The organism is Myxococcus sp. AS-1-15, from assembly GCF_020037055.1.
Lineage (GTDB): Bacteria > Myxococcota > Myxococcia > Myxococcales > Myxococcaceae > Myxococcus > Myxococcus fulvus.
Map to the genome: position 1 here is coordinate 150756 of NZ_JAIQDF010000018.1, position 19864 is coordinate 170619.

Genomic DNA, 19864 nt, shown 5'->3' on the forward strand with positions numbered 1-19864 from the left:
CCGGGAGGCGTCAAGAAAATCTGCAAGCAATTGCAGGGGTGGTTCGTGCTATGTCTTGATATGTCTTTCTGCATGTGAATAGGTGTATCCACGTGCTGCCATGTTTTTGTGAGACTGGATTGAGACTGGAGTTGTCAGGACCCAGGGGCGGGTAACCCGTATGAAACGGCGCCCGATTCACCGTGAATGGGTGACACGCCATGTCATCGGATGGAGGCGCTCGCACAGGGGAGCGTCTCCGTGGCCAGTGATGGCCGGGTGGCGCTACTTGAGCTCCGAGAGCAGGGCGTTCCGGGCTGGGGACCCCGTGGCGCGTGAACTACCAGGGCAAGGCGGTGTTGAAGCCCTCACGACAAGACCTTCCGGAGACGTCAGAGTAGGACGCTAGGGTGACCCGCGTCAGGCAATCCGCCTGGCACGACTCGTTGAACGAGGTCTCCTGATGCGTCTTCTCGTTCCGCTGCGCGCGTTGCGCGCCGCTTCTCTGTGTCTCGTGGGTGCCTGCTCGTTCCTCACCGCGTGTGATTCCGATGACAAGCCGCCCCGGCCCACGCCCCCCGACACCTCGCCGCGCAAGCTGACGCTGCTGCAGACGAGCGACCTGCACACCAACATCTTCCCGTGGGACTACTTCAGCGGGAAGCCCGATGCGAAGCGCGGCCTCGCCAAGGTGGCCACGCTCATCAAGCAGGCGCGAGAGGCGAACCCGGACTGCACGCTGCTGGTCGACACCGGCGACACCATCCAGGGCACGCCGCTGGGCACCTACTACGGGCTGGTGGACAACACGCCCCGCCACCCCATGGCCGTCGCGATGAACGAGCTGGGGTACGTGGCCATGGCCGTGGGCAACCACGAGTTCAACTATGGCCTGGGCGTCCTCGACAAGTTCAAGAGCGAGGTCGACTTCCCCGTGCTCGGCGCCAACGTGCGCAAGAGCGCGGACGGCACCGAGGCCTTCCAGCCCTATGTGCTCACGGAGGTCTGCGACGTGAAGGTCGGCATCCTGGGCCTCGTGACGCCGGGCGTGACGACGTGGGAGCGCGCGGAGAACATCCCCGGCCTGCGCTTCGACGACCCGGTGGAGACGGCGCGCGCCTATGTGCCGAGGATGCGGGAGGCGGGCGCGGACGTCATCGTGGTGGCCATCCACGGTGGCCCCGACAAGCAGCCCACCGGCAGCGCGAGCAACCCCGACTCGTGGCTCGCGGACTACGCGGACGAGTCGAAGTGGGCGGACCGGGGCAACCTGCCCGGAGAGAACCCGGCCGTGCAGATTGCCCAGGGGGTGTCCGGCATCGACGTGCTCCTCACCGGCCACACGCACCAGCCCATCCCGAAGATGCTGCTGAAGAACCCGGAGGGCCGCGAGGTGCTCCTCACCCAGCCCAACCGCTGGGGCAGCCACCTGGCGGACGTGGAGCTCCAGGTCACCTGGCGCGGCGAGCGGTGGGGCGTGGACACCCACGACTCCCGGCTCCACGTCGTGGACGAGAAGGTGGCGGTGGACGCCGCCGTGACGCAGCTGGCGCAGAGCTACCACGACACCACGGTGACGTATGTGAACCAGAAGATCGGCTCGACGACGGCGGCGTTCCCGGGAGGCTTCGCCGCGCGCTACGTGGACAGCCCGCTGGGGGACCTCATCAACATCGTCCAGGAGGAGGCCGCGCGCGAGGCGGGCTTCGACGTGGACTTCTCCCTGGCGGCCATCTTCACCAACGACGGCGCGCTGCCGGCCGGCGACGTCACCCTGCGCGACGCGTACAGCATCTACATCTACGACAACACGCTGTATGTGATGGAGATCAACGGCTCCATCCTCCGGCGCGCGCTGGAGATGAACACGCTCTACTTCGCGAGGCTCGACGCGGCCAACCTGCCCGAGCGGCCCGAGGGCGCCAAGGCCAGCTCCCCGGTGGTGGCCGACTACAACTGGGACCTCTATTCGCGCATCGAGTACGGCTACGACCTGACGAAGCCCGCGGGCTCCCGGCTCACGCACCTGCGCTTCGAGGGCGCGGAGGTCCGGGACGACCAGGTCTTCGTCGTCGCCATCAACAACTACCGCGCGGGCGGCGGCGGCGGGTACTCCATGTTCAAGGAGGGCAAGGTGCTGTGGACCTCCGCCGACGGCGTGCGTGACTACGTCGCCCGCTACATGCAGGCGAACCAGGGGCTGTCCCCGGACCGGGTGAACACCTGCAACTTCACGCTCGCGCCGGACCTGTACACGCGCTACTTCGCGGCCACGCTCGGCCCCGCGAAGTGCGCGCCCTGAAGCCGGGGCGCTGACGTCGGAGTCCTGGGGGGAGGCGCGCGCGGCCTGGGCGCGCTCGTCCCCCCGCGCGTGGGGGTGAGGGATTCGGGGTGGGACGTTCGTTGAGGCAGGGCGCGTCCGTGACGCGATGCCCCGGAGGGCCCACGACCATGAGAAGCGTCCTGTTCCTGTTGCTGCTCGCAGGCTGTGCCACGCCCTCCAGGCGCGCGGAGGGACCTGGCGCCACGGAGGTCGACCGCGTCGTCCGGGACCTCTGCGACAAGCGCGTGGCGCTGCTCGGAGAGGACTCCCACCACGGGAGCGCCAGGACGCTCGACGTCAAGGTGGAGCTGACCCGCAGGCTGGTGGAGGAGTGTCAGTACGACGCCTTCTTCATCGAGGCGGGCGTCTATGACTTCCTGCGCATCCAGGAGCGGCTGGACGCGGGCCAGCCCATCACCGAGGACATGGTCTCGGACGCGGTGGGGGGCATGTGGGCCAACGAGGAGGTGGCGCCCTTGATTCCGCTGCTGACGCGGTGGCTCCGCGAGGGAGCCGTCGTCGCGGGGGGCATCGACGACCAGGTCAACCGGGGCACCTACGCACAGCGGGAGATGGCTCCCGAGCTCCTCCCCGCGCTGGCGGACTCGCGGCGGGCCGAGTGCGGCGAGGAGATCGAGCGCTACCTGTCCTGGCGATACGACGACGCGCATCGCTTCACGGCGGCGAGCGCGGCGCGCATCCAGGGCTGTTGGGCGGAGCTGGCGGCGGGGGCCTCGACCTCCCGGAGCCACGGATGGATGGCGCGAAACCTGGAGCGCTTCTTCGCGCGTCAGGTGGCCGTGATGTCCCGTCCTCCTCCTCCCGAGGGCAGCCCCACGGACTGGAGCACCTTCAACGACCGCGACCAGTCCATGTTCGCGAACCTGCAATGGCACCTGTCTCGCTCACCCGGTCCGCGCAAGGCCATCGTCTGGCTCGCCACGGTGCACGCGGCCAAGGACCTCAAGCACATGGACGATGGCGGCGGGCCTCCGGTGCCCTTCGGCTCCCACGTGCGGGCGAGGTTCGGCGAGCAGGCCTTCGTGCTGGGCTTCTCCGCGCTCCAGGGGAAGTACTCGCTCGCCAGCACGCCCCGCACGTACGACCTCGAGCCCGCCCGCGCCGACTCCCTGGAGGCCTGGGCCCTGTCGAGCCCCTCCGCGGACAGCCGGTACGTGGACGCACACCAGCTTCGCGAAAATGGGACGAGGGTGGCCCGCGCCGTGAACTACCGCTGGATGATGGCTCCCTGGGCCACGGTCATCGACGGATTGCTCGTCTTCCGCGAAGAAGCACCACCGCGTCCGCGGGCTTTGCCGTCCTCGGCGCGCGCGGAGTGAGGGCGGGCGACAGCCGCCGCGTACGGACGGTGTGCCGCTGTCGATAACGGGCCTCCGCGACGCAATCGTCGGCCACCGCCTTCGTAGGCGCCCATCGAGGCGCCTACCGAGGTGCCCGGAGGTTTCTTGCGTGGACATCCTTCTCAGTGGCCTGCGGCAGACGCTGCGCGCGCTGCGACGCAGCCCAGGCTTCACGCTGGGGTGCATCCTGTTGCTCGCGGTGGGCATCGGCGCGAGCACCGCGCTCTTCAGCGTGGTGGAGGGCGTCCTGCTGCGCCCCTTGCCCTATCCGGACTCCGAGCGGCTCGTGGAGCTCTCCCAGCTCGGGGTGAAGGGCCAGACGATGCGGTTCTCGGACCCCAACTTCGAGGACGTGCAGGCCCGGAGCCGCACCGTCGAGTCGCTGGCGCAGGTCTCGGGGCCGGCCAGCGTCGCCGTCACGGGCACGGACGAGCCCACCTTCGCCGCGCTGTCGTGGGTCTCGCGCGGGTTCTTCCCCGCCTTTGGCGTGCCGTCCGCCCAGGGGCGCCTGTTCGCCGCGGACGAGCAGCAGGAGGGAGGCGCTCCGGCGGTGGTGGTGAGCCACGGCTTCTGGAAGCGCTACCTGGGCGCGCGGCCACTGCCCATGGACCGGACGCTCACCTTCGAGGGCCGCGCCTACACCGTGGTCGGCGTGATGCCCGAGTCCTTCGACTACCCGGCGGGCACCCAGTTGTGGATTCCCCGTGAGCTGGAGCGACGGCTGACGAGCCGGACCGCACACAACTGGCGCGTGGTGGGGCGGCTGGCGGGCGGCGTGAACCTGGAGGCCGCGCGGGCGGAGCTCACAGGCCTGGCGCGTGAGCTCGCCGCGCTCCACGGCCAGGAGACCAACATGCGCGATGTCGCCGTGGTGTCCCTGCGCGAGAGCCTGGTGGGCCCCGTGCGCCCCACGCTCTACCTGTTGCTCGGCGCCGCGGCCTTCCTGCTGCTGGTGGCGGGGGCCAACGTCACCAACCTGCTGCTCGCGCGGGCGGCGTCGCGGGGGCGCGAGCTGGCGGTGCATGTGGCGCTGGGCGCGGGGCCGGGGGCCCTGGTGCGGCGCTTCATCGCGGAGTCGCTCGTGTTGTCGCTGGCGGGCGGGGCGCTCGGCGCCTTGTTCGCCACCTGGAGCGTGCACGTGTTGCTCGCGCTCGAGCCGGGCCACCTGCCGCGCGTGGCGGAGGTGGACGTGAACGCCACGGTGCTCCTGTTCGCGCTGGGGTTGTCGCTGGTGCTCGCGGTGGGGCTGGGGCTGGTGACGGCGCTGCGCTCGGGGCGCCAGAGCCCGTGGGCCACGTTGACGCAGGCGGGGCGCACACAGACGGGCGGAGGGAGCGCGGACCAGGCGCGGCGTGCCCTGGTGGTGGGGCAGCTCGCGCTCGCGCTGGTCCTGCTGGTGGGCGCGGCGCTCTTGGGGCGCAGCATGCTGGGCCTGCTGTCGCTGGACCCGGGCTACCGCACCGAGGATGTGGCGGTGCTCAGCCTGGTGCTGCCTCCGGTCAAGGACAAGGACGCGCCGCAGGCGAGGGACAACATCCAGCTTCAGGATGCGCTGCTGTCGAGGCTGGGCGCGCTGCCCGGCGTGCGCGCGGTGGGGGCGGTGAATGTCTTCCCGCTCGAGGGCGGCTCGGGCGGTGACGGCACCTTCCTGGTGCTCAATCGTCCCGACGAGGTAAAGAACTTCGACGACTTCGGGCGGCTGGCGCACGAGCCCGAGCGCACGGGCGCGGCCGAGTACCGCGTGGCGAGCGAGGGCTACTTCCACGCGATGGACATCCCGCTGGTGCGCGGGCGCCTGTTCGACGCGAACGACACGATGGAGTCGCCGCACGTGGCGCTCATCAGCGAGTCGCTCGCGAAGGCGCGGTGGCCCGACGAGGATCCGCTGGGCAAGCTCATCCAGTTCGGCAACATGGATGGGGACCTGCGGGCCTTCACCATCGTCGGCGTCGTGGCGGACGTGCGGGAGCGGGGGCTGGACGAGGCGCCGAAGCCCACGTTCTACGGCTGCTCCCGGCAGCGGGCGCGGGCCTTCTCCCGCTTCCATGTCGCGGTGCATGGCTCCATCGGCTCCAAGGCCTTGGTGAGCGCGGCGGGGCCGGTGTTGCGCGAGCTCGCTCCAGAGCTGCCCTCGCGCCTGAGCACGGTGGAGAGCCTGCTCACGGGCTCGCTGGCTTCGCGGCGCTTCAGCCTGCTGCTGCTGGGGGCCTTCGGCGCGGTGGCGCTGCTGCTCTCGGTGGCGGGGCTCGGGGCCGTGGTGTCCTACGCGGTGGCGCAGCGCACGCGGGAGTTCGGCATCCGCTTCGCGCTGGGGGCGACGGCCGGGGACGTGCTGCGACTGGTGCTCCGGCAGGCGGTGGTGCTCGCGGGGCTCGGCGTGGCGCTCGGGGTGGTGGCGGCGTTGGGGCTGGGGCAGGTGCTCCAGGGCATGGTGTACGGCGTGAGCCCCACCGAGCCGTGGGTCATCGTGGGCGTGGCGGTCCTCCTGCTGGGCGTGGCCCTGCTCGCGAGCTGGCTGCCGGCCCGACGCGCCTCCCGCGTGGACCCGATGACGGTGCTCCGCTCGGAGGCGTGAGGCCAGCCGCTGCCGCCGTCCACCGGATGACGCGCCTGGCCCGCACCGGGGCCAGGCGCTGTCGCGTGTGAGATAGGCCAGAGCCATCCGCTGGCCCTTGCCTCCTCGGACGACGTAGCGAGGACGGGTGCTCCCACGCCTCCTCGTCCTCCGGTTCGCGCTGGCCCTCGGGCTCGCGCTCGTGTCGTCCGGCTGTGCCACCTCGTCGCGTGGGCTGGCGCGTCAGCGCGCGGAGCCGGACTACTGCGTCCCCGCGCAGTCCCCGCGTGACGACTCCGCCGGGCGACTCGACGTGGAGGCGCCCCTCCCGGAGTCCCCCGAGCTCCAGGCTCGCTTCACCCGCCAGGACCTGCTGCTGGCGCACGCGGCCGGAGTGCTCGTGCCCCTGGAGACGCTGGCGCGGCTGGCGCCGGGGACCGACACCCGGGCCCAGCGCGACGCGCTGTTGAGGGACATCGAGCTGCGGCTGCTCCTGTTCTCGACGACGCTCTCCAGCGTGTCGGCGGAGCTGGAGTGCGAGGCGCGGCGCACGGCGCAGATGGCGAGGCTCCTGGATGCGAAGGAGACGCGGCGGCAGACGCTGCTCACCGTGTCCTCCATCGTCGTGGGCGCGCTGACCACCACCGTCACCGCCATCTCGAACAATGACCGCGCCAACGACATCATCGACATCACCGGCGGCGCGGTGGGCGCGGGGCTGGGGCTCGCGGCGCTCTTCTCGTCCCCCTCGCTGGACTTCGAGCACCCCAGGAACCTGCTCGCGGACATCTGGCGACAACCCGCGCGCTCCGCGGACTTCCCCGCGTCCCTCTGGTTTGTCCTGAGCCACAAGGACTTCAGCAACGCGCAGCGCCACGCCATCCGCCACAACGTCCGCGCGCGGTGGATTGCGTCCGGGTACGTGGAGGAGACGGGCGGCGACGCGCCGTACTTCGGCCGGGGCGGGCGCTACACGCTGGACGCCCTCCAGACGCGGGCGAACATGCTCGGTGAGCTCCAGGCCGCCGTGCGCCTCATCCACCAGAACCTCCAGGTCCTCCTGACGAAGCTCGTCACGGTGTCGGGACAGGGTGACTGACGTGTGACGTGAAGAGCGCTCCCCACGAGAACTCTTCACCCGCGCCGTGCTCGCGGAGGCTGGAGGTCAGGGCTTCCCCGCAGGGACAAAAAAGACATCGCGAGGTGTGACGCCCGAAGACGTGGTTCGAGGGGGTGTCGAACCTGTATCGATGTTTCGGATTGCGCATCGCGAAATGCTGCGGGCGTCGCGAGTTGCTATTGCGGGACGTGAGGTCTGACGACCTTGCTGTCTTTCATTGTGGGGGGTTCAGATGCGTGCATGGATTCTAGGAGCGTGTGCCTTCGTGGCATTGCCCGCGATGGCGCAGGTCCCGGCTTGGATTTGGCACCGAGGCACCGCGAACGCGGACCGGGGGCGCGCGGTGGCGGCGACCGCCGAGGGCGTCTACTCCACGGGCGAATCGACGGGGTCATTCGATTCGAGTCTTCCCGTGGGAGGCTCCGACGTCGTCGTCACCAAGCACCTGGCCAACGGCACCAAGGTCTGGTCCGTGATGCTCGGCACGACCTCCCTGGAAGTGGGGACGGGCATCGCCACGTACACCGTGCCAGCCACGCCGCAGGTCTACGTCACCGGTTACACCACGGGAGGCTGGGGTGGGGGATTCCAGGGTGTGCAGGACGCCTTCCTGGCCCGGGTGAATCCCGCCAACGGAGCCCTCCAGTGGGTGCGTCAGCTCGGCACCCCGGCGCTGGACCAGGCCCAGGGGGTGGCCACGGACCCCGCGGGCTTCATCTACATGGCGGGACACACGGCGGGCACGCTGCCGCTCAATACCAGTGCTGGCGGCCAGGATGGGTTCCTGGCCAAGTACGACTCCGCTGGCAACCTGCTCTGGGTCCGCCAGTTCGGCTCGCCACAGTCCGAGGTGGTTCGGGGCGTGGCCGCGGACGCGAACAACGATGTCTATGTCGTCGGCTCCACGACGGGCTCGTTCGGCGCGACCCATGCCGGCTCCACGGACCTGTTCATCGTGAAATACAACAGCGCGGGCGTCCAGCAGTGGCGAAAGCAGATGGGAACGACGGGGTCGGAGTCCATCTACGGTGTCGCCACGTCGCGGCTCGCGAGCGGCGCCATCAACGTCTACGTGGTGGGCTACACGGACGCGGCCTTCGACCTGCAGACCCACCAGGGAGGCCAGGATGCCATCGTCGTGAAGTTCGATGGCGCCGGGAACCGCGTGTGGTCCCGTCAGTTCGGAACGCCCGGCAGTGAGCTGGCCCTCGGCATCGCCTCCGACGGCGGCGCGAACGTCTACATCACGGGGCGCAGCAACTACGACTTCGTCACCAACCTGCCCAACTCCTCGCACGACTTCTTCATGCAGAAGTACGACTCGGGAGGTGGACTGCTGCTCACGCGTCAGTTCGGCTCCACCAACATGAACGACCCCGCGATGCAGGATGACATCGGCAACGGCGTGGCCGCGGACATCAATGACAGCGTCTACGTCACGGGCGCCACCCAGGGCGAGTTCGCCAGCTCCCCGCTGCCGAACGCCGGCGGCGATGACTACGTGGTGTTCCGCTACGAGGATGGCTGTCAGATCAACACCCCGGGTCAGTGCGGTATCGGCTACGGCTGGGGGGACCCGCACCTGGTCACCTTCGACAACCGCCACTACGACTTCCAGGGCGCCGGTGAGTTCATCTTCGTGGAGAGCACGGACACCAACGCGCCCCTGGTCGCGCAGGCGCGCATGCAGCCGTGGGTGAACAACAACCGGGTGACGGTGATGACGGCGGTGGCGACGCGGCTGGGCGCGAGCCGGGTGGGCCTCTACCTGACGACCAGCGGGCACGAGCTGCGCGTCGACGGCGTGCTGACCTCCGTGCCCGTGGGGGACACCATTCCCGTGGCGGGCGGCGGACGCGTCCTGCGTCCGGACGCCGCGTCCTACGTGCTGTCCTACCCGGGCGGGGACAAGGCGCTCGTCAGGCTCAACGGCACGTACATGGACTTCAACTTCGCCCTGAAGCCGACGCGGCGCGGCCGGATTCGCGGCCTGCTGGGCAACTACGACGGCGTCACGACGAACGAGTACGCGCTGCGCAACGGCACCCAGCTGACGCCGACGCTGTCTTTCACCGAGCTCTACGTGGGGCCGACCAGCTTCGCGGCGAGCTGGCGCATCTCCCAGGCGGAGTCCCTCTTCGACTACGCCTCCGGGCAGAGCACGGCGACCTTCACCATCCCGGACTTCCCGGCGGCGCCCGCCACGGTCGCGGACCTGCCCGCGACGGAGCGGGACGCGGCGCGCAACCGGTGCCTCGCGGGGGGCGTCCAGACGGGCGTCTTCCTCGACAGCTGCACCGTGGACGTCGCGGTGACGCAGGACACGGGCTTCATCGCGTCCACGGCCCGGGTGCAGGCCCAGGTCCAGGCCCAGCGCGGCCCCCAGGCGCCGGCCCCCGTGCCCGCGGGGACCCGGCTGTACTTCGCCAACTTCGGCGCCGCGGTGGGCCAGGAGTGGAACACGAACCTCATCTCCAGGTCCCCCAATGGTGCGCAGGCCTTCCTCGGCCCGTTCACCACGGAGGCGGTCCGTCTGACGCTGCCGGCCACGGGCAGGCCCGGCGTCGTCTCGCTCAGCTTCGACCTGTACATCCTCGATGCCTGGACGGGTGACAGCGCTCCGGGGACGAACACCTGGTACCTGCAACAGGGGTCCGCCCTGGTGGGCGGAACCTTCTCCAACACGACGAGCACCCAGTCCTACCCGCGTGTCGGCAGCGCGGCCCGCACCGGCTCCATCGCCAACAACACGCTGGGCTACCAGGACGGGGACTCCACCTACCGGTTCAAGTGGCGGTTCGACACGAGCGGGACAACCCCCATCGTGTTGACCTTCTCCCGCTGGAACAACGGGGTCGCCCACCCGCTGCTGGCGGCTCCTTCCTGGGGAATCGACAACGTGGAACTCGCCCAGGAGTAGCGGCCTGTTCCCGACGCCTCCTCCGGCCGCGGCCGCCGGAGGAGCGCGGAGGAGGCAGGGGGCCTCCTCGTGCGCTCACCGCCCGGAAGGCCACGCGAGCATGGCGGTGTCGATGATGGCGTTCAGCTTCTGGGCGGACGCGCCATCACGGGCCTGGATGGACAGGCCCTCCAGCACCGCGGTGTAGAACGCCGCGAGCTTCTCCACGGGCGTGCCGGCGGGCAGCTCCCCCTGCTCCACGCCGCGCCGGAGCCTGCCCTCGAGCGCGCGCTCACCGCTCCGCCGGTTCTTCGCGAGGAACGTCCGGACGGGCTCGTTCTCCGGCGCGCCGAGCAACGACGCGAGGACGATCATGCAGCCCCGGGGCTTGTCGCTGGCCGTGTAGGCGCGTGCGTTGGCGCGCAGCATCTGCTCCACGGCGGCCCGAGCGGTGGGGGCCTCCTCCAGCCCGCGGGAGACGGGCTGCCCCTCGGTCTTGTCGAAGAGCTCGACGGCCTCGCGGAAGAGCGCCTCCTTGCAGCCGAAGATGGCATAGAGGCTGGGCTTGTTGACGCCCATGGCCTCGACGAGGTCCTGGATGGAGGTCCCCTCGTAGCCCCGGGCCCAGAACACGCGCATGGCGGCCTCGAGCGCCTCGTCCCGGTCGAAGCTGCGAGGCCGGCCCAGCGGACCGGCGGACTTCTTGCGCGCCTTGCGAGTCGTCATCCTTCCAGGGCCCTCAATCCCGCGACACCGACCCCAATCAACACCAGGCAGAGGATTCGCGCCAGGGAGACGGGCTCGCCGAGGAACATCATCCCCACGAGCGAGACGCCGGACGCACCGAGGCCCACCCAGACCGCATAGGCCGTCCCGATGGGCAGGTGCTTCAACGCGAGGCCCAGCAGCACGAGGCTGGTCAGGGCGATGCCGATGCCGACGACGCTCGGCCACAAGCGCGTCAGTCCCTCGGACTGCTTGAGCGCGAGCGCCCAGGCAATCTCCAGGGCACCCGCGACCACCAGGAGCAGCCACGCCATGGGGGCCTCCTCCTTACCCTGGGCTCAGGCGTTGGTGCCGCTGTCCACCGCGATGGACGCGCCGGTGATGAAGCGTCCGCCGGGGCCCGCGAGGTGACCCACGGTGGCGGCGATGTCGTCGGGGCCGGCGAACTGCTTGATGGCCATCAGCGCCAGCTCCGCTGCGGCCTGGGGCCCGTCGGCCGGGTTCATGTCCGTGTCCGTCGGCCCGGGGTCGACCACGTTCACCGTGATTCCGCGCCCGCCCACGTCGCGGGCCAGCCCCTTCGTCAGGCCAATCAGCGCCGACTTGGTCATCGCATAGAGCGTGACGCCGCCATGGGGCACCCGCTGCGCGAAGCACGTGCCGATGGAGATGATGCGGCCGCCGTCCTTCATGTGGGCGAGCGCGGCCTGCGAGGCGACGAACACCCCCCGGACGTGGATGGAGAGCGTCCGGTCCAGTTCCTCCACGGTGACCGCCTCGAAGGGGCCGAAGGGGAAGACCCCGGCGTTGTTGACCAGGATGTCCAGCCCGCCGAGCTCCGCCGCCGCGCGCTCCACGCTCCTTCGCACGGCGTCCACGTCGCCGCTGTCCGCCTGGATGGCCACGGCGCGCTGTCCCTGTGCCTCCAACTCGGCCACGAGCCGGGCCGCCTTGTCCTCCGAGCGCACGTACGTGAAGGCGACGCGCGCACCCCCCTTCGCCAGATGCCGGACGATGGAGGCGCCGATTCCTCGCGCGCCGCCCGTCACCAATGCCGCCTTGCCCGTGAAGTCACCCATGTGTGTTCTCCCGACTTTTGAACCGGTCGTTCAGAAATGATTACGAGCCGGGGGCCGCGTCGGCAATACTTTCGAACCGAGCGGTTCTAAAACACTGCGTCAGGGCGCCGGCGGGGCCAGGTCCGGGACCATGGGGACCCGCCGGGTCCCGGGGCCATTGGGCGCGGCCACGCTGTCGTTCGCGAAGGTGCGCATCTCGTCTCCTGTTTCGCGCTCGGTCGGGAAATCGCGTTTTGAAAATCCATCCAGGAGAAGTCTGGGATGAGAAGTCGCGCCTCCGCGATGCGCGTCCCGGCGGAAATCTTCACGTGGAGGGCGAATCGAACACTTTGTGGTGACGTGGAGGGCGGGTCGTTACGCTGGCCGGAACTTTCCCCCGTCCCCCCGAGACGCCCCATGCCGACCCTCTTCGACCCGACGAACGCGGGTGACCTGCGACTCTCCAACCGCATCGTGATGGCGCCGCTGACGCGCAACCGCTCGCCTGGCGCCATCCCGCCGGACCTCGCCGTCACCTATTACGCCCAGCGCGCCACCGCCGGCCTGCTCATCAGTGAGGCCACCGCCATCAGCCATCAGGCCCAGGGCTATGCGGACGTCCCGGGGCTGTACGCCCCCGAGCAGCTCGCCGCGTGGAAGAAGGTCACCCAGGCCGTGCACGAGGCGGGCGGCCGCATCGTCACGCAGCTGTGGCACGTGGGGCGTGTGTCGCACACGGAGCTGCAGCCGGGCAACGCGGCGCCCGTGGCGCCCTCGGCTGTCGTGGCGAAGACGCGGACGGTGCTCTTCCGGGACGGCGTCCCCACGTTCGAGCCCACCTCGGTCCCGCGCGCGCTGGAGCTGGCGGAGCTGCCCGGCATCGTGCAGGACTATGTCCGGGCCGCGCGCGCCGCGGTGGAGGTGGCGGGCTTCGATGGCGTGGAGATTCACGGCGCCAATGGCTACCTGCTGGACCAGTTCCTGAAGACGGGCTCCAACGAGCGCACGGACGCGTACGGCGGGAGCATCGAGAACCGCGCCCGGCTGCTGTTGGAGGTCACCCGCGCGGTGGTGGACGCGGTGGGCGCGGGGCGCACCGGCATCCGCCTGTCGCCCGTCACCAACGCCAACGACGCGTTCGACGCGAACCCCCAGCCGCTGTTCGAGCACGTGGTGCGCGAGCTGGCGAAGCTGGGCCTCGCGTACATCCACGTCATCGAGGGTGCCACCGGAGGCCCGCGTGAGCTGGAGGACCGCCCGTTCGACTACGTCGCGTTGAAGAAGGCGTACCGCGACGCGGGCGGCAGGGGCGCCTGGATGGTCAACAACGGCTACGACGGGGAGCTGGCGCGCAAGGCAGTGGAGGCGGGCGCGGACCTGGTCTCCTTCGGCCGGCCGTACATCTCCAACCCGGACCTGGTGCGCCGGCTGCGCGAGAACGCGCCCCTGGCCCCGCTGGACAAGAAGACGCTCTACGGCGGCGGCGCCAAGGGCTACACCGACTACCCCACGCTCTGAGCGGAGGCTGGCGGCGCCGGGCACGCCTCGACGGTGGAGGCGTGCCTTCGGCTCGGGGCAGGGTGCCCCTCAGGGCCCCCACACCGGTCCGCTCGGGGTGACGCTCATGCCCTGCACGTCCGAGCGCAGTGGCGTCAGGGTGACCGCGCCACTGGCGGCGTAGCCGAACGCGCCGCCCGTGCTCTGGATGCCCTTGTCGAAGCGCACCACCGCGCTGCCTTTTGTCGGGTGTGTCATCGTCACCGTGTACGCGGTCGACGTCTCGTCCAGCGCCAGCGTCAGGTTCGCGGCCGCCGTGTCCTTGGCCTGGACCACGTGCAGGAAGTGGCTCACCACCTGGCCCTGCGTCTCCACCTCGCCGCGGAACTGGCCGACGGGGTAGGTGTACGTGCCATTGGGGCGCAGCGGTCCGCGCTCGTCGATGACGCGCCGGGTGGGGCTCGCCGGGACGAGCGTGCTCACGCGCAGCTCCTGCGTCCCGCTGGTCGCGGACCAGGTGTTGCCCGTGAGCACCGGGCTCGACGGGAAGTGGATCAGGAACGTCTTGTCCACCGAGGCGTCGCCCTGCGAGCTCTCCATCCGGTCGAACACGACGAGCGTGTCGAGCGGCCGCACGAACAGCGCCTCGCGCACCACCCGGCCCGCGGAGGGATTGCCGACCTCCGCCTCGCGGTGCGCCCAGTCGTCGCTCACGTCGTACGCGCCCGTGAGGTCCACCACGGCGTAGTGGGCGTGCGTGGACGACTCCAGGCGCAGCATCCGCGGCGCGTGGTGGTAGTAGCCCACCGTGCCCAGCCCGTCGAAGAGCAGGGTGTTGTGCGCCACGGGTGACTCGGTGTCCACGGCCCCCGTGCCCGCGTAGCCGACAATCTGGTTGGCATAGCCCACCGTCTCGCGCGCCAGGAACTCACCGGCCCGCCACAGCTGGAAGCTGCCGGAGTCGCGGTGGGCGTGGCCCGCGTTGGAGGTGATGCCGAACTGCAGGTTCACCATCGTCGCGTCGGGCGCCCACGCCGTCTTCGCGTACACCTGGCCCAGGCCCTCGGCGCGATAGTCGAGCGGCAACGTGGACAAGTCCCGCGCCTGCACCGACGCCAGCGTGTCGCTGTAGACGTAGCGCACCCACCGGTCGTCAATCGGGTGGCCGGTGAGCTCCAGGAAGCGCTTGGCGTAGCCCGCGATGGGCTGGTCCGCCCACTCCTCGATGAGCGGCGCCAGGTAGCTGCCCAAGGACGTCTGCGCGGTGTTGCTCGGGTCCCACCGGCTCAGCCATCGCTCGTCGTCGTTGAACGGGAAGGTCTCATACAGCTGGAACTGTCCCATCCGGCTCGGGCCCGGCGTGGTGGAGTAGATGGACCAGAAGACGGACTCCTTGAAGAAGTCGGTCTGGTCCCACAAATCCTGGCCATACAGGCCGAGCGTGGTGAACGGCACCGTCATGTAGCCGAACGTCCGCCGGCCATACGTGGAGCCCTCGTGGGGCGCGCCGCCCGCGGCCGCTCCGTCGAGATAGGGCTTGAGCGAGAACTTCCAGCGCGAGCTCATCGCGTACTGGAGGAGCTGGTGGGCGTAGGGCTGGTTCTCGTGCCAGCTGGCGATGGCCCACAGGAGCGAGTTGCGGAAGTAGCCCGTGTAGTAGTTGTTGCCCTCCATGCCGATGCCGCCCCAGGGATTGTCATTGAGCGCGGCGATGACGGAGTTCCACCGCGTCAGCAGCAGCGTCTGCTCCGCCGGGAGCAGGTGGGCGAAGCACCAGTCGTAGGTGAGGATGACGGCCTCGCCGTACCAGCGGGCCGGGTCGCTGGAGATGGTGTTCTCGCTGATGGGGACCTGGGTGTTCACCGCCCAGGTGATGGCCGAGCGGCAGGACGCGGCGGCGCCGGTGATGAGCGAGTGCATGGCGGCGTCGATGGCCTGCTCGGGGCCCTGCACGTTCGCCACGGGCGTGTACGGGTTCTGGGCGAAGTACGCCTGGGCCCGCGCCAGCCGGGACGCATTGAACCAGACGCGCGGATGGGCCACCGGGATGGAGAGCACCACCGGAGGCCCGTTGGCGATGGTGAGCTGGATGGGCGCGGAGGTGGTGAGGTTGCCGGCGCGGTCCCTCGCCACCGCCGTCACCGGGAAGGTGCCGTCACCCACCAGCGTGGTGGAGAGATTGAACCAGTACGGGTAGCTGGTGTCCTCGGCGCCCTGGTCCTGGCCATTCACGCGCAGCCGCACGCCGGCGACGCGGATGTTGTCGTGGGCGTCGACGCGAATCTGCACGGTGCCGCCCACCGTGGTGCCCGTGGCGGGCGAGACAATCTGCACCTGGGGCGGCGTGGTGTCCGGCGGCGGCGCGCTCACGGTGATGGAGATGGGCGCGGAGACGGTGACGTTGCCCGCGGCGTCACGCGCCACGGCGGTGAGCTGGCGCGGGCCGTAGGGCTGGAGCGTCTCCGTGTCGAGCGTCACGGCCCACGGCGCGGCCAGGTCCGCCTCGCCCACCTGGACGCCGTCGAGCTGCACGTGCACCCGGGTGACGCCCACGTCGTCCGTCGCGCTCGCCCGCACGGTGAACGGGCCGCTCACCGTCTCGTTGGGAGCGGGCAGGGTGACCTGCACCTGGGGCGGCGCCGTGTCGACCAGCACGTTGTCGACGGTGATGCGCACCGAGGCGGAGGTGGTGAGGTTGCCGGCCGCGTCGCGCGCGTGCGCCGTCAGGACATGGGCGCCGTTGCGCAGCAGGCGCGTGTCCAGCGCCGCCGACGACAGGTTGCGCCCGTCGATGCGCAGCTGCACGTGGGCCACGCCCACGTTGTCGCTCGCGCTCGTGACGACGTTGATGACTCCGGCCACCGTCGCGCCCGGGGCGGGCGAGGTGATGGCGACGGTGGGCGGCGTGGTGTCCGTGCGGGGCACGGGCGGGGTGTACTCGAGCGTGAGCACCGGCCTGCGCTCCGGCTGCGTCGCGAGGCCCGTGAACACCTTGGCCACCCGGCCCACGCGGGTGTTCGCCAGCATCACCCCCTGGTTGGTCGACGGGTCATCCACCCAGGACTGCACCACCGCCACGTCGAGCGGCACGTCGATGACGTTCACCACGACGGGGAACGCATCCAGCACGAAGGCCTTCCCCGCCACCTGGTCCGTCCCCGCGCCGACGGCGCCCAGCCGCTCCCACTCCAGCCCGTCGTCGCGGAACTGCCAGCCCAGCCCCGCCGCCGTCGCGCTCCAGGGCGCCTGGACATAGGTGCCCCGCAGCTCGAAGTCGCCGTTGTAGGTCTCCACGGCCACGCGCAGCGTCGCGCCCTGCACCACCGCGCCGCTCGGAATCCCCAGCTGGGGGAAGCGCAGCAGCGTCTGGACTTCGTAGTCCTCCGTCTGGAACACCCCCAGCAGCGCCTCGTTGCGGTGCGCCGCGCCGTTCTGGGTGATGCCCTGGCTGGTGATGGCCACGGCCTCGGAGGCCGTCACCGGCGTCGTCACCGCCTGAGCGCGGCTCTCCGTGGTGGAAGGCGCGTCTGGCGTCTTCGTGCATCCGAGGAGCACGAGCACGGCGTACAGCCCCATCCACCCGACAAGGCGGCTTGTTCCTGAGTTCATAGGATGACAGTTCCTAGCCTGTCGTTGCGGGGGCGTCCACCGCGTCGCGGGCCTGGGCTGTCACGTGCCGTCCGGGGGCTTCCCGCTCAGAGCGTGGGCTGGTGTCCCTGGAGCTGGGCCGCCACCTGTCGCTTGAGGGCCTGCAGCTGTTGGAGCTTCGCCTTCAGCTCCTGGCGCATCTCCCGCTCGTCGGTGTGGAGGACCTCGTCGTGCAGCTCCTCGATGCTCTCCGCCAGATTGGCATTGAGGAGGTTCATCTGCTGCTGGGAGAGCTCCAGGACCATGGGACACCTCTGTGTCAGCACAGGCGGAACACGGCAAAGCCTAGCATGCGTGTGCTCGGCGCCCCCAAACCGCGCCCGGCGCCAATGCCTGTCGGAGTGTCGGCTGGCCCACAGCCTGAATCCCGAGTCCCGGCCGGCGTCGCGCGTCATCGACGGGCGCGAGCGCTTCCAATGGACTGGGGGGAGGACCCCACCCCCTACGGGCTTCCCGAGGGGATGGGGCACTGCCTGTCGGCGTGGCGCCCCGGTGAGTCGGGGCGCCCGTGCCGCTTGCTTCGGGGACTAACGCAGCGCGATGAGCGAGGCGACCAGCAGCGAGACGACGCTCATCACCTTGATGAGGATGGCGACGCCCGGGCCGGAGGTGTCCTTGAACGGGTCGCCCACCATGTCGCCGACGACGGCGGCCTTGTGGACGTGCGAGCCCTTCGCGTGGCCCGGCAGCTTGCCCTTCTCGATGTACTTCTTGGCGTTGTCCCACGCGCCGCCGGCGTTGGCCATGTAGAGCGCCATGGTGGCGCCGACCACGAGCGCGCCGGCCAAGAGGCCCGCGAGCGCCTGGGGCCCGAGCAGGTAGCCCACCACGGGCGGGGCGACGACGGCGATGAGGCCCGGGAAGATCATCTCGCGCAGGGCGCTCTTGGTCGCGATGTCGACGATCTTCTTCGGGTCGGGGTCCGCCTTGAGCTCCATCAGGCCCGGAATCTCACGGAACTGACGGCCAATCTCCTCGACGATGGCGCCGGCGGCGCGGCCCACCGCGAGCATCGTCGACGCGCCGACGAGGAACGGGAGGATGGAGCCCAGCAGCATGCCCACGATGACGTTGGGGTTGGTGAGCAGCAGGCTCATCTCCGGCAGGCCGGCGGCGACGCGCGTGTGGTTGACCTCCAGGTTGAAGGCGGAGAACAGCGCGATGACCGTCAGCGTCGCCGAGCCGATGGCGAAGCCCTTGCCGATGGCCGCCGTGGTGTTGCCCACCGCGTCCAGCTCGTCGGTGATGGCGCGGACCTCGGGGCCCAGGCCGGACATCTCGGAGATGCCGCCGGCGTTGTCGGAGATGGGGCCGTACGCGTCCACCGTCATCACGACGGCGGTGCCGCCGAGCATGCCCACCGCGGACAGGGCGATGCCGTACAGGCCCAGCGCCTGGTCGGCGATGTAGGCCACCAGGGCGATGGTCGCCATGGAGATGCCCACGCTCTCCATGCCCACCGCGAGGCCGCGGATGAGGTTGGTGCCGGCGCCGGTGATGGAGGCCTCGGCGATGCGCTGCACCGGCCGGGCGGAGGTGTAGTAGTCGGTGACCAGGCCGATGATGGCGCCGCCGAACGCGCCCGCGGCCAGGGCCACGGTGATGTTCTGGGACAGGCCGAACACGTTCATCATGACGAACGACAGCCCCACCAGGATGACCGGCGGCATGATGAGCGCGCTGCGCAGCACCTGCGCGGGGTTCATGGCCTTGAGAGCGCGCGCGATGAAGATGCTCAGCACGCTGACGACGAGGCCCACCGCGGAGAGCACCAGCGGCAGCACCACGCCGGCGACCTTCGCCGTGCTCGCGGACGTGCCCTCGACGGCCAGCCGCGACAGCTCCGTGGCGTTGGCCGTCAGGGCGATGGCCATGGCGGCGACGATGGCGGCGACCATGGACTCGTAGATGTCCGCGCCCATGCCGGCCACGTCGCCCACGTTGTCACCCACGTTGTCGGCGATGACGCCGGGGTTGCGCGGGTCGTCCTCGGGGATGTTCTCGATGACCTTGCCGGCGATGTCGGAGCCGACGTCGGCCGCCTTGGTGTAGATGCCGCCGCCCACGCGCGCGAACAGCGCGATGGAGCTGGCGCCCACGGCGAACGAGTGGAGGATGGGGGACAGCTCCGGGTGACCCTGGAAGGCGTAGTAGATGCCGCCCATGCCCACCAGGCCCAGGCCCGCCACCGCCAGGCCCATCACCGCGCCGCCGTCCAGCGCGACCAGCAGCGCGTTCGGCTTGGAGCCCGTGCGCGCGGCCTGCGCGGTGCGCACGTTGGCGAACGTGGCGGCCTTCATGCCGATGTAGCCGGCGAGCAGCGAGAGGAACGCGCCCACCACGAAGCTCACGGCCGCCAGCTTGCCCAGCGCCAGGCCGATGAGGACCGCGAGCACCGCGCAGTAGATGGCGAGCACCTTGTACTCGCGCACGAGGAACGCCATCGCGCCTTCACGGATGTAGCCCGCGATGCGGTTCATCGTCGCGTCGCCGTCCGGCAGGGACTTGACGCGGAAGTAGAAGAACGCAGCGAAGAGCAAGCCCACGGCGCCGACGACGCTTGGTGCGACTGCCCAGAAACTCGACTCGAGACTCGACAACTCCATCCATTCTCTCCAGAGCAGTCCCGGGGATTGACGTCTCGCCCCCGCTGGGTCGCTCGTTGCCGCACAGTTGGTGTGCAGGGCCTATACGGGATT

12 protein-coding genes are annotated in these 19864 nt (G+C 70.2%); 6 read left to right on the forward strand and 6 right to left on the reverse strand.

The window, feature by feature from the left end:
* Positions 1-442: 442 nt before the first annotated feature.
* The 5 genes from K8625_RS36495 to K8625_RS36515 all read left to right on the forward strand — a co-directional run bounded on the left by K8625_RS36495 (position 443) and on the right by K8625_RS36515 (position 10257).
* A complete protein-coding gene (locus K8625_RS36495; protein WP_223785278.1) occupies positions 443-2281 on the forward strand; it encodes a bifunctional UDP-sugar hydrolase/5'-nucleotidase in 1839 nt (612 codons plus the stop codon).
* A gap of 149 nt (positions 2282-2430) precedes the next feature.
* Positions 2431-3642: an erythromycin esterase family protein gene (locus K8625_RS36500; protein WP_223785279.1), complete on the forward strand. Its 1212-nt coding sequence runs from the start codon at positions 2431-2433 to the stop codon at positions 3640-3642.
* A 130-nt stretch (positions 3643-3772) separates the two neighbouring features.
* The gene (locus tag K8625_RS36505) at positions 3773-6238 is read left to right on the forward strand and encodes an ABC transporter permease (RefSeq protein ID WP_223748905.1); all 2466 of its coding nucleotides are present in this window, start codon (positions 3773-3775) and stop codon (positions 6236-6238) included.
* 127 nt (positions 6239-6365) lie between these two features.
* Positions 6366-7316 (forward strand): hypothetical protein, encoded by a 951-nt coding sequence (locus tag K8625_RS36510; protein WP_223748906.1) that lies wholly within the window; start codon positions 6366-6368, stop codon positions 7314-7316.
* Positions 7317-7602: 286 nt separating this feature from the next.
* The gene (locus K8625_RS36515) at positions 7603-10257 is read left to right on the forward strand and encodes an SBBP repeat-containing protein (RefSeq protein ID WP_223748907.1); all 2655 of its coding nucleotides are present in this window, start codon (positions 7603-7605) and stop codon (positions 10255-10257) included.
* Between the two features lie 75 nt (positions 10258-10332).
* Here K8625_RS36515 and K8625_RS36520 read toward each other — a convergent pair whose 3' ends face one another.
* From K8625_RS36520 to K8625_RS36530, 3 genes are read right to left on the reverse strand one after another with little or no spacing between them, the layout of a single operon-like run.
* Complete coding sequence (locus K8625_RS36520) at positions 10333-10962, reverse strand: TetR/AcrR family transcriptional regulator (protein WP_223748908.1); 630 nt, start codon at positions 10960-10962, stop codon at positions 10333-10335.
* Positions 10959-11276 (reverse strand): multidrug efflux SMR transporter, encoded by a 318-nt coding sequence (locus tag K8625_RS36525; protein WP_223748909.1) that lies wholly within the window; start codon positions 11274-11276, stop codon positions 10959-10961. The genes K8625_RS36520 and K8625_RS36525 overlap by 4 nt, the downstream gene beginning before the upstream one ends.
* Positions 11277-11300: 24 nt before the next feature.
* The gene (locus tag K8625_RS36530; protein WP_223748910.1) at positions 11301-12041 is read right to left on the reverse strand and encodes an SDR family oxidoreductase; all 741 of its coding nucleotides are present in this window, start codon (positions 12039-12041) and stop codon (positions 11301-11303) included.
* Between the two features lie 396 nt (positions 12042-12437).
* Between K8625_RS36530 and K8625_RS36535 the strand changes: the two genes are divergently transcribed.
* Positions 12438-13538, forward strand: coding sequence for an alkene reductase (locus K8625_RS36535; RefSeq protein ID WP_223785280.1), 1101 nt, complete (start codon positions 12438-12440; stop codon positions 13536-13538).
* Positions 13539-13607: 69 nt separating this feature from the next.
* On the opposite strand, the gene K8625_RS36540 is transcribed toward K8625_RS36535, so the two are convergent.
* From K8625_RS36540 to K8625_RS36550, 3 genes are all read right to left on the reverse strand, one after another.
* A complete protein-coding gene (locus K8625_RS36540) occupies positions 13608-17126 on the reverse strand; it encodes an Ig-like domain-containing protein (protein ID WP_223785281.1) in 3519 nt (1172 codons plus the stop codon).
* A gap of 86 nt (positions 17127-17212) precedes the next feature.
* Positions 17213-17410 (reverse strand): hypothetical protein, encoded by a 198-nt coding sequence (locus tag K8625_RS36545; protein ID WP_223748913.1) that lies wholly within the window; start codon positions 17408-17410, stop codon positions 17213-17215.
* Between the two features lie 282 nt (positions 17411-17692).
* On the reverse strand, positions 17693-19771 hold the full coding sequence (locus K8625_RS36550; protein ID WP_223785282.1) for a sodium-translocating pyrophosphatase: 2079 nt from the start codon (positions 19769-19771) through the stop codon (positions 17693-17695).
* Positions 19772-19864: the final 93 nt, after the last annotated feature.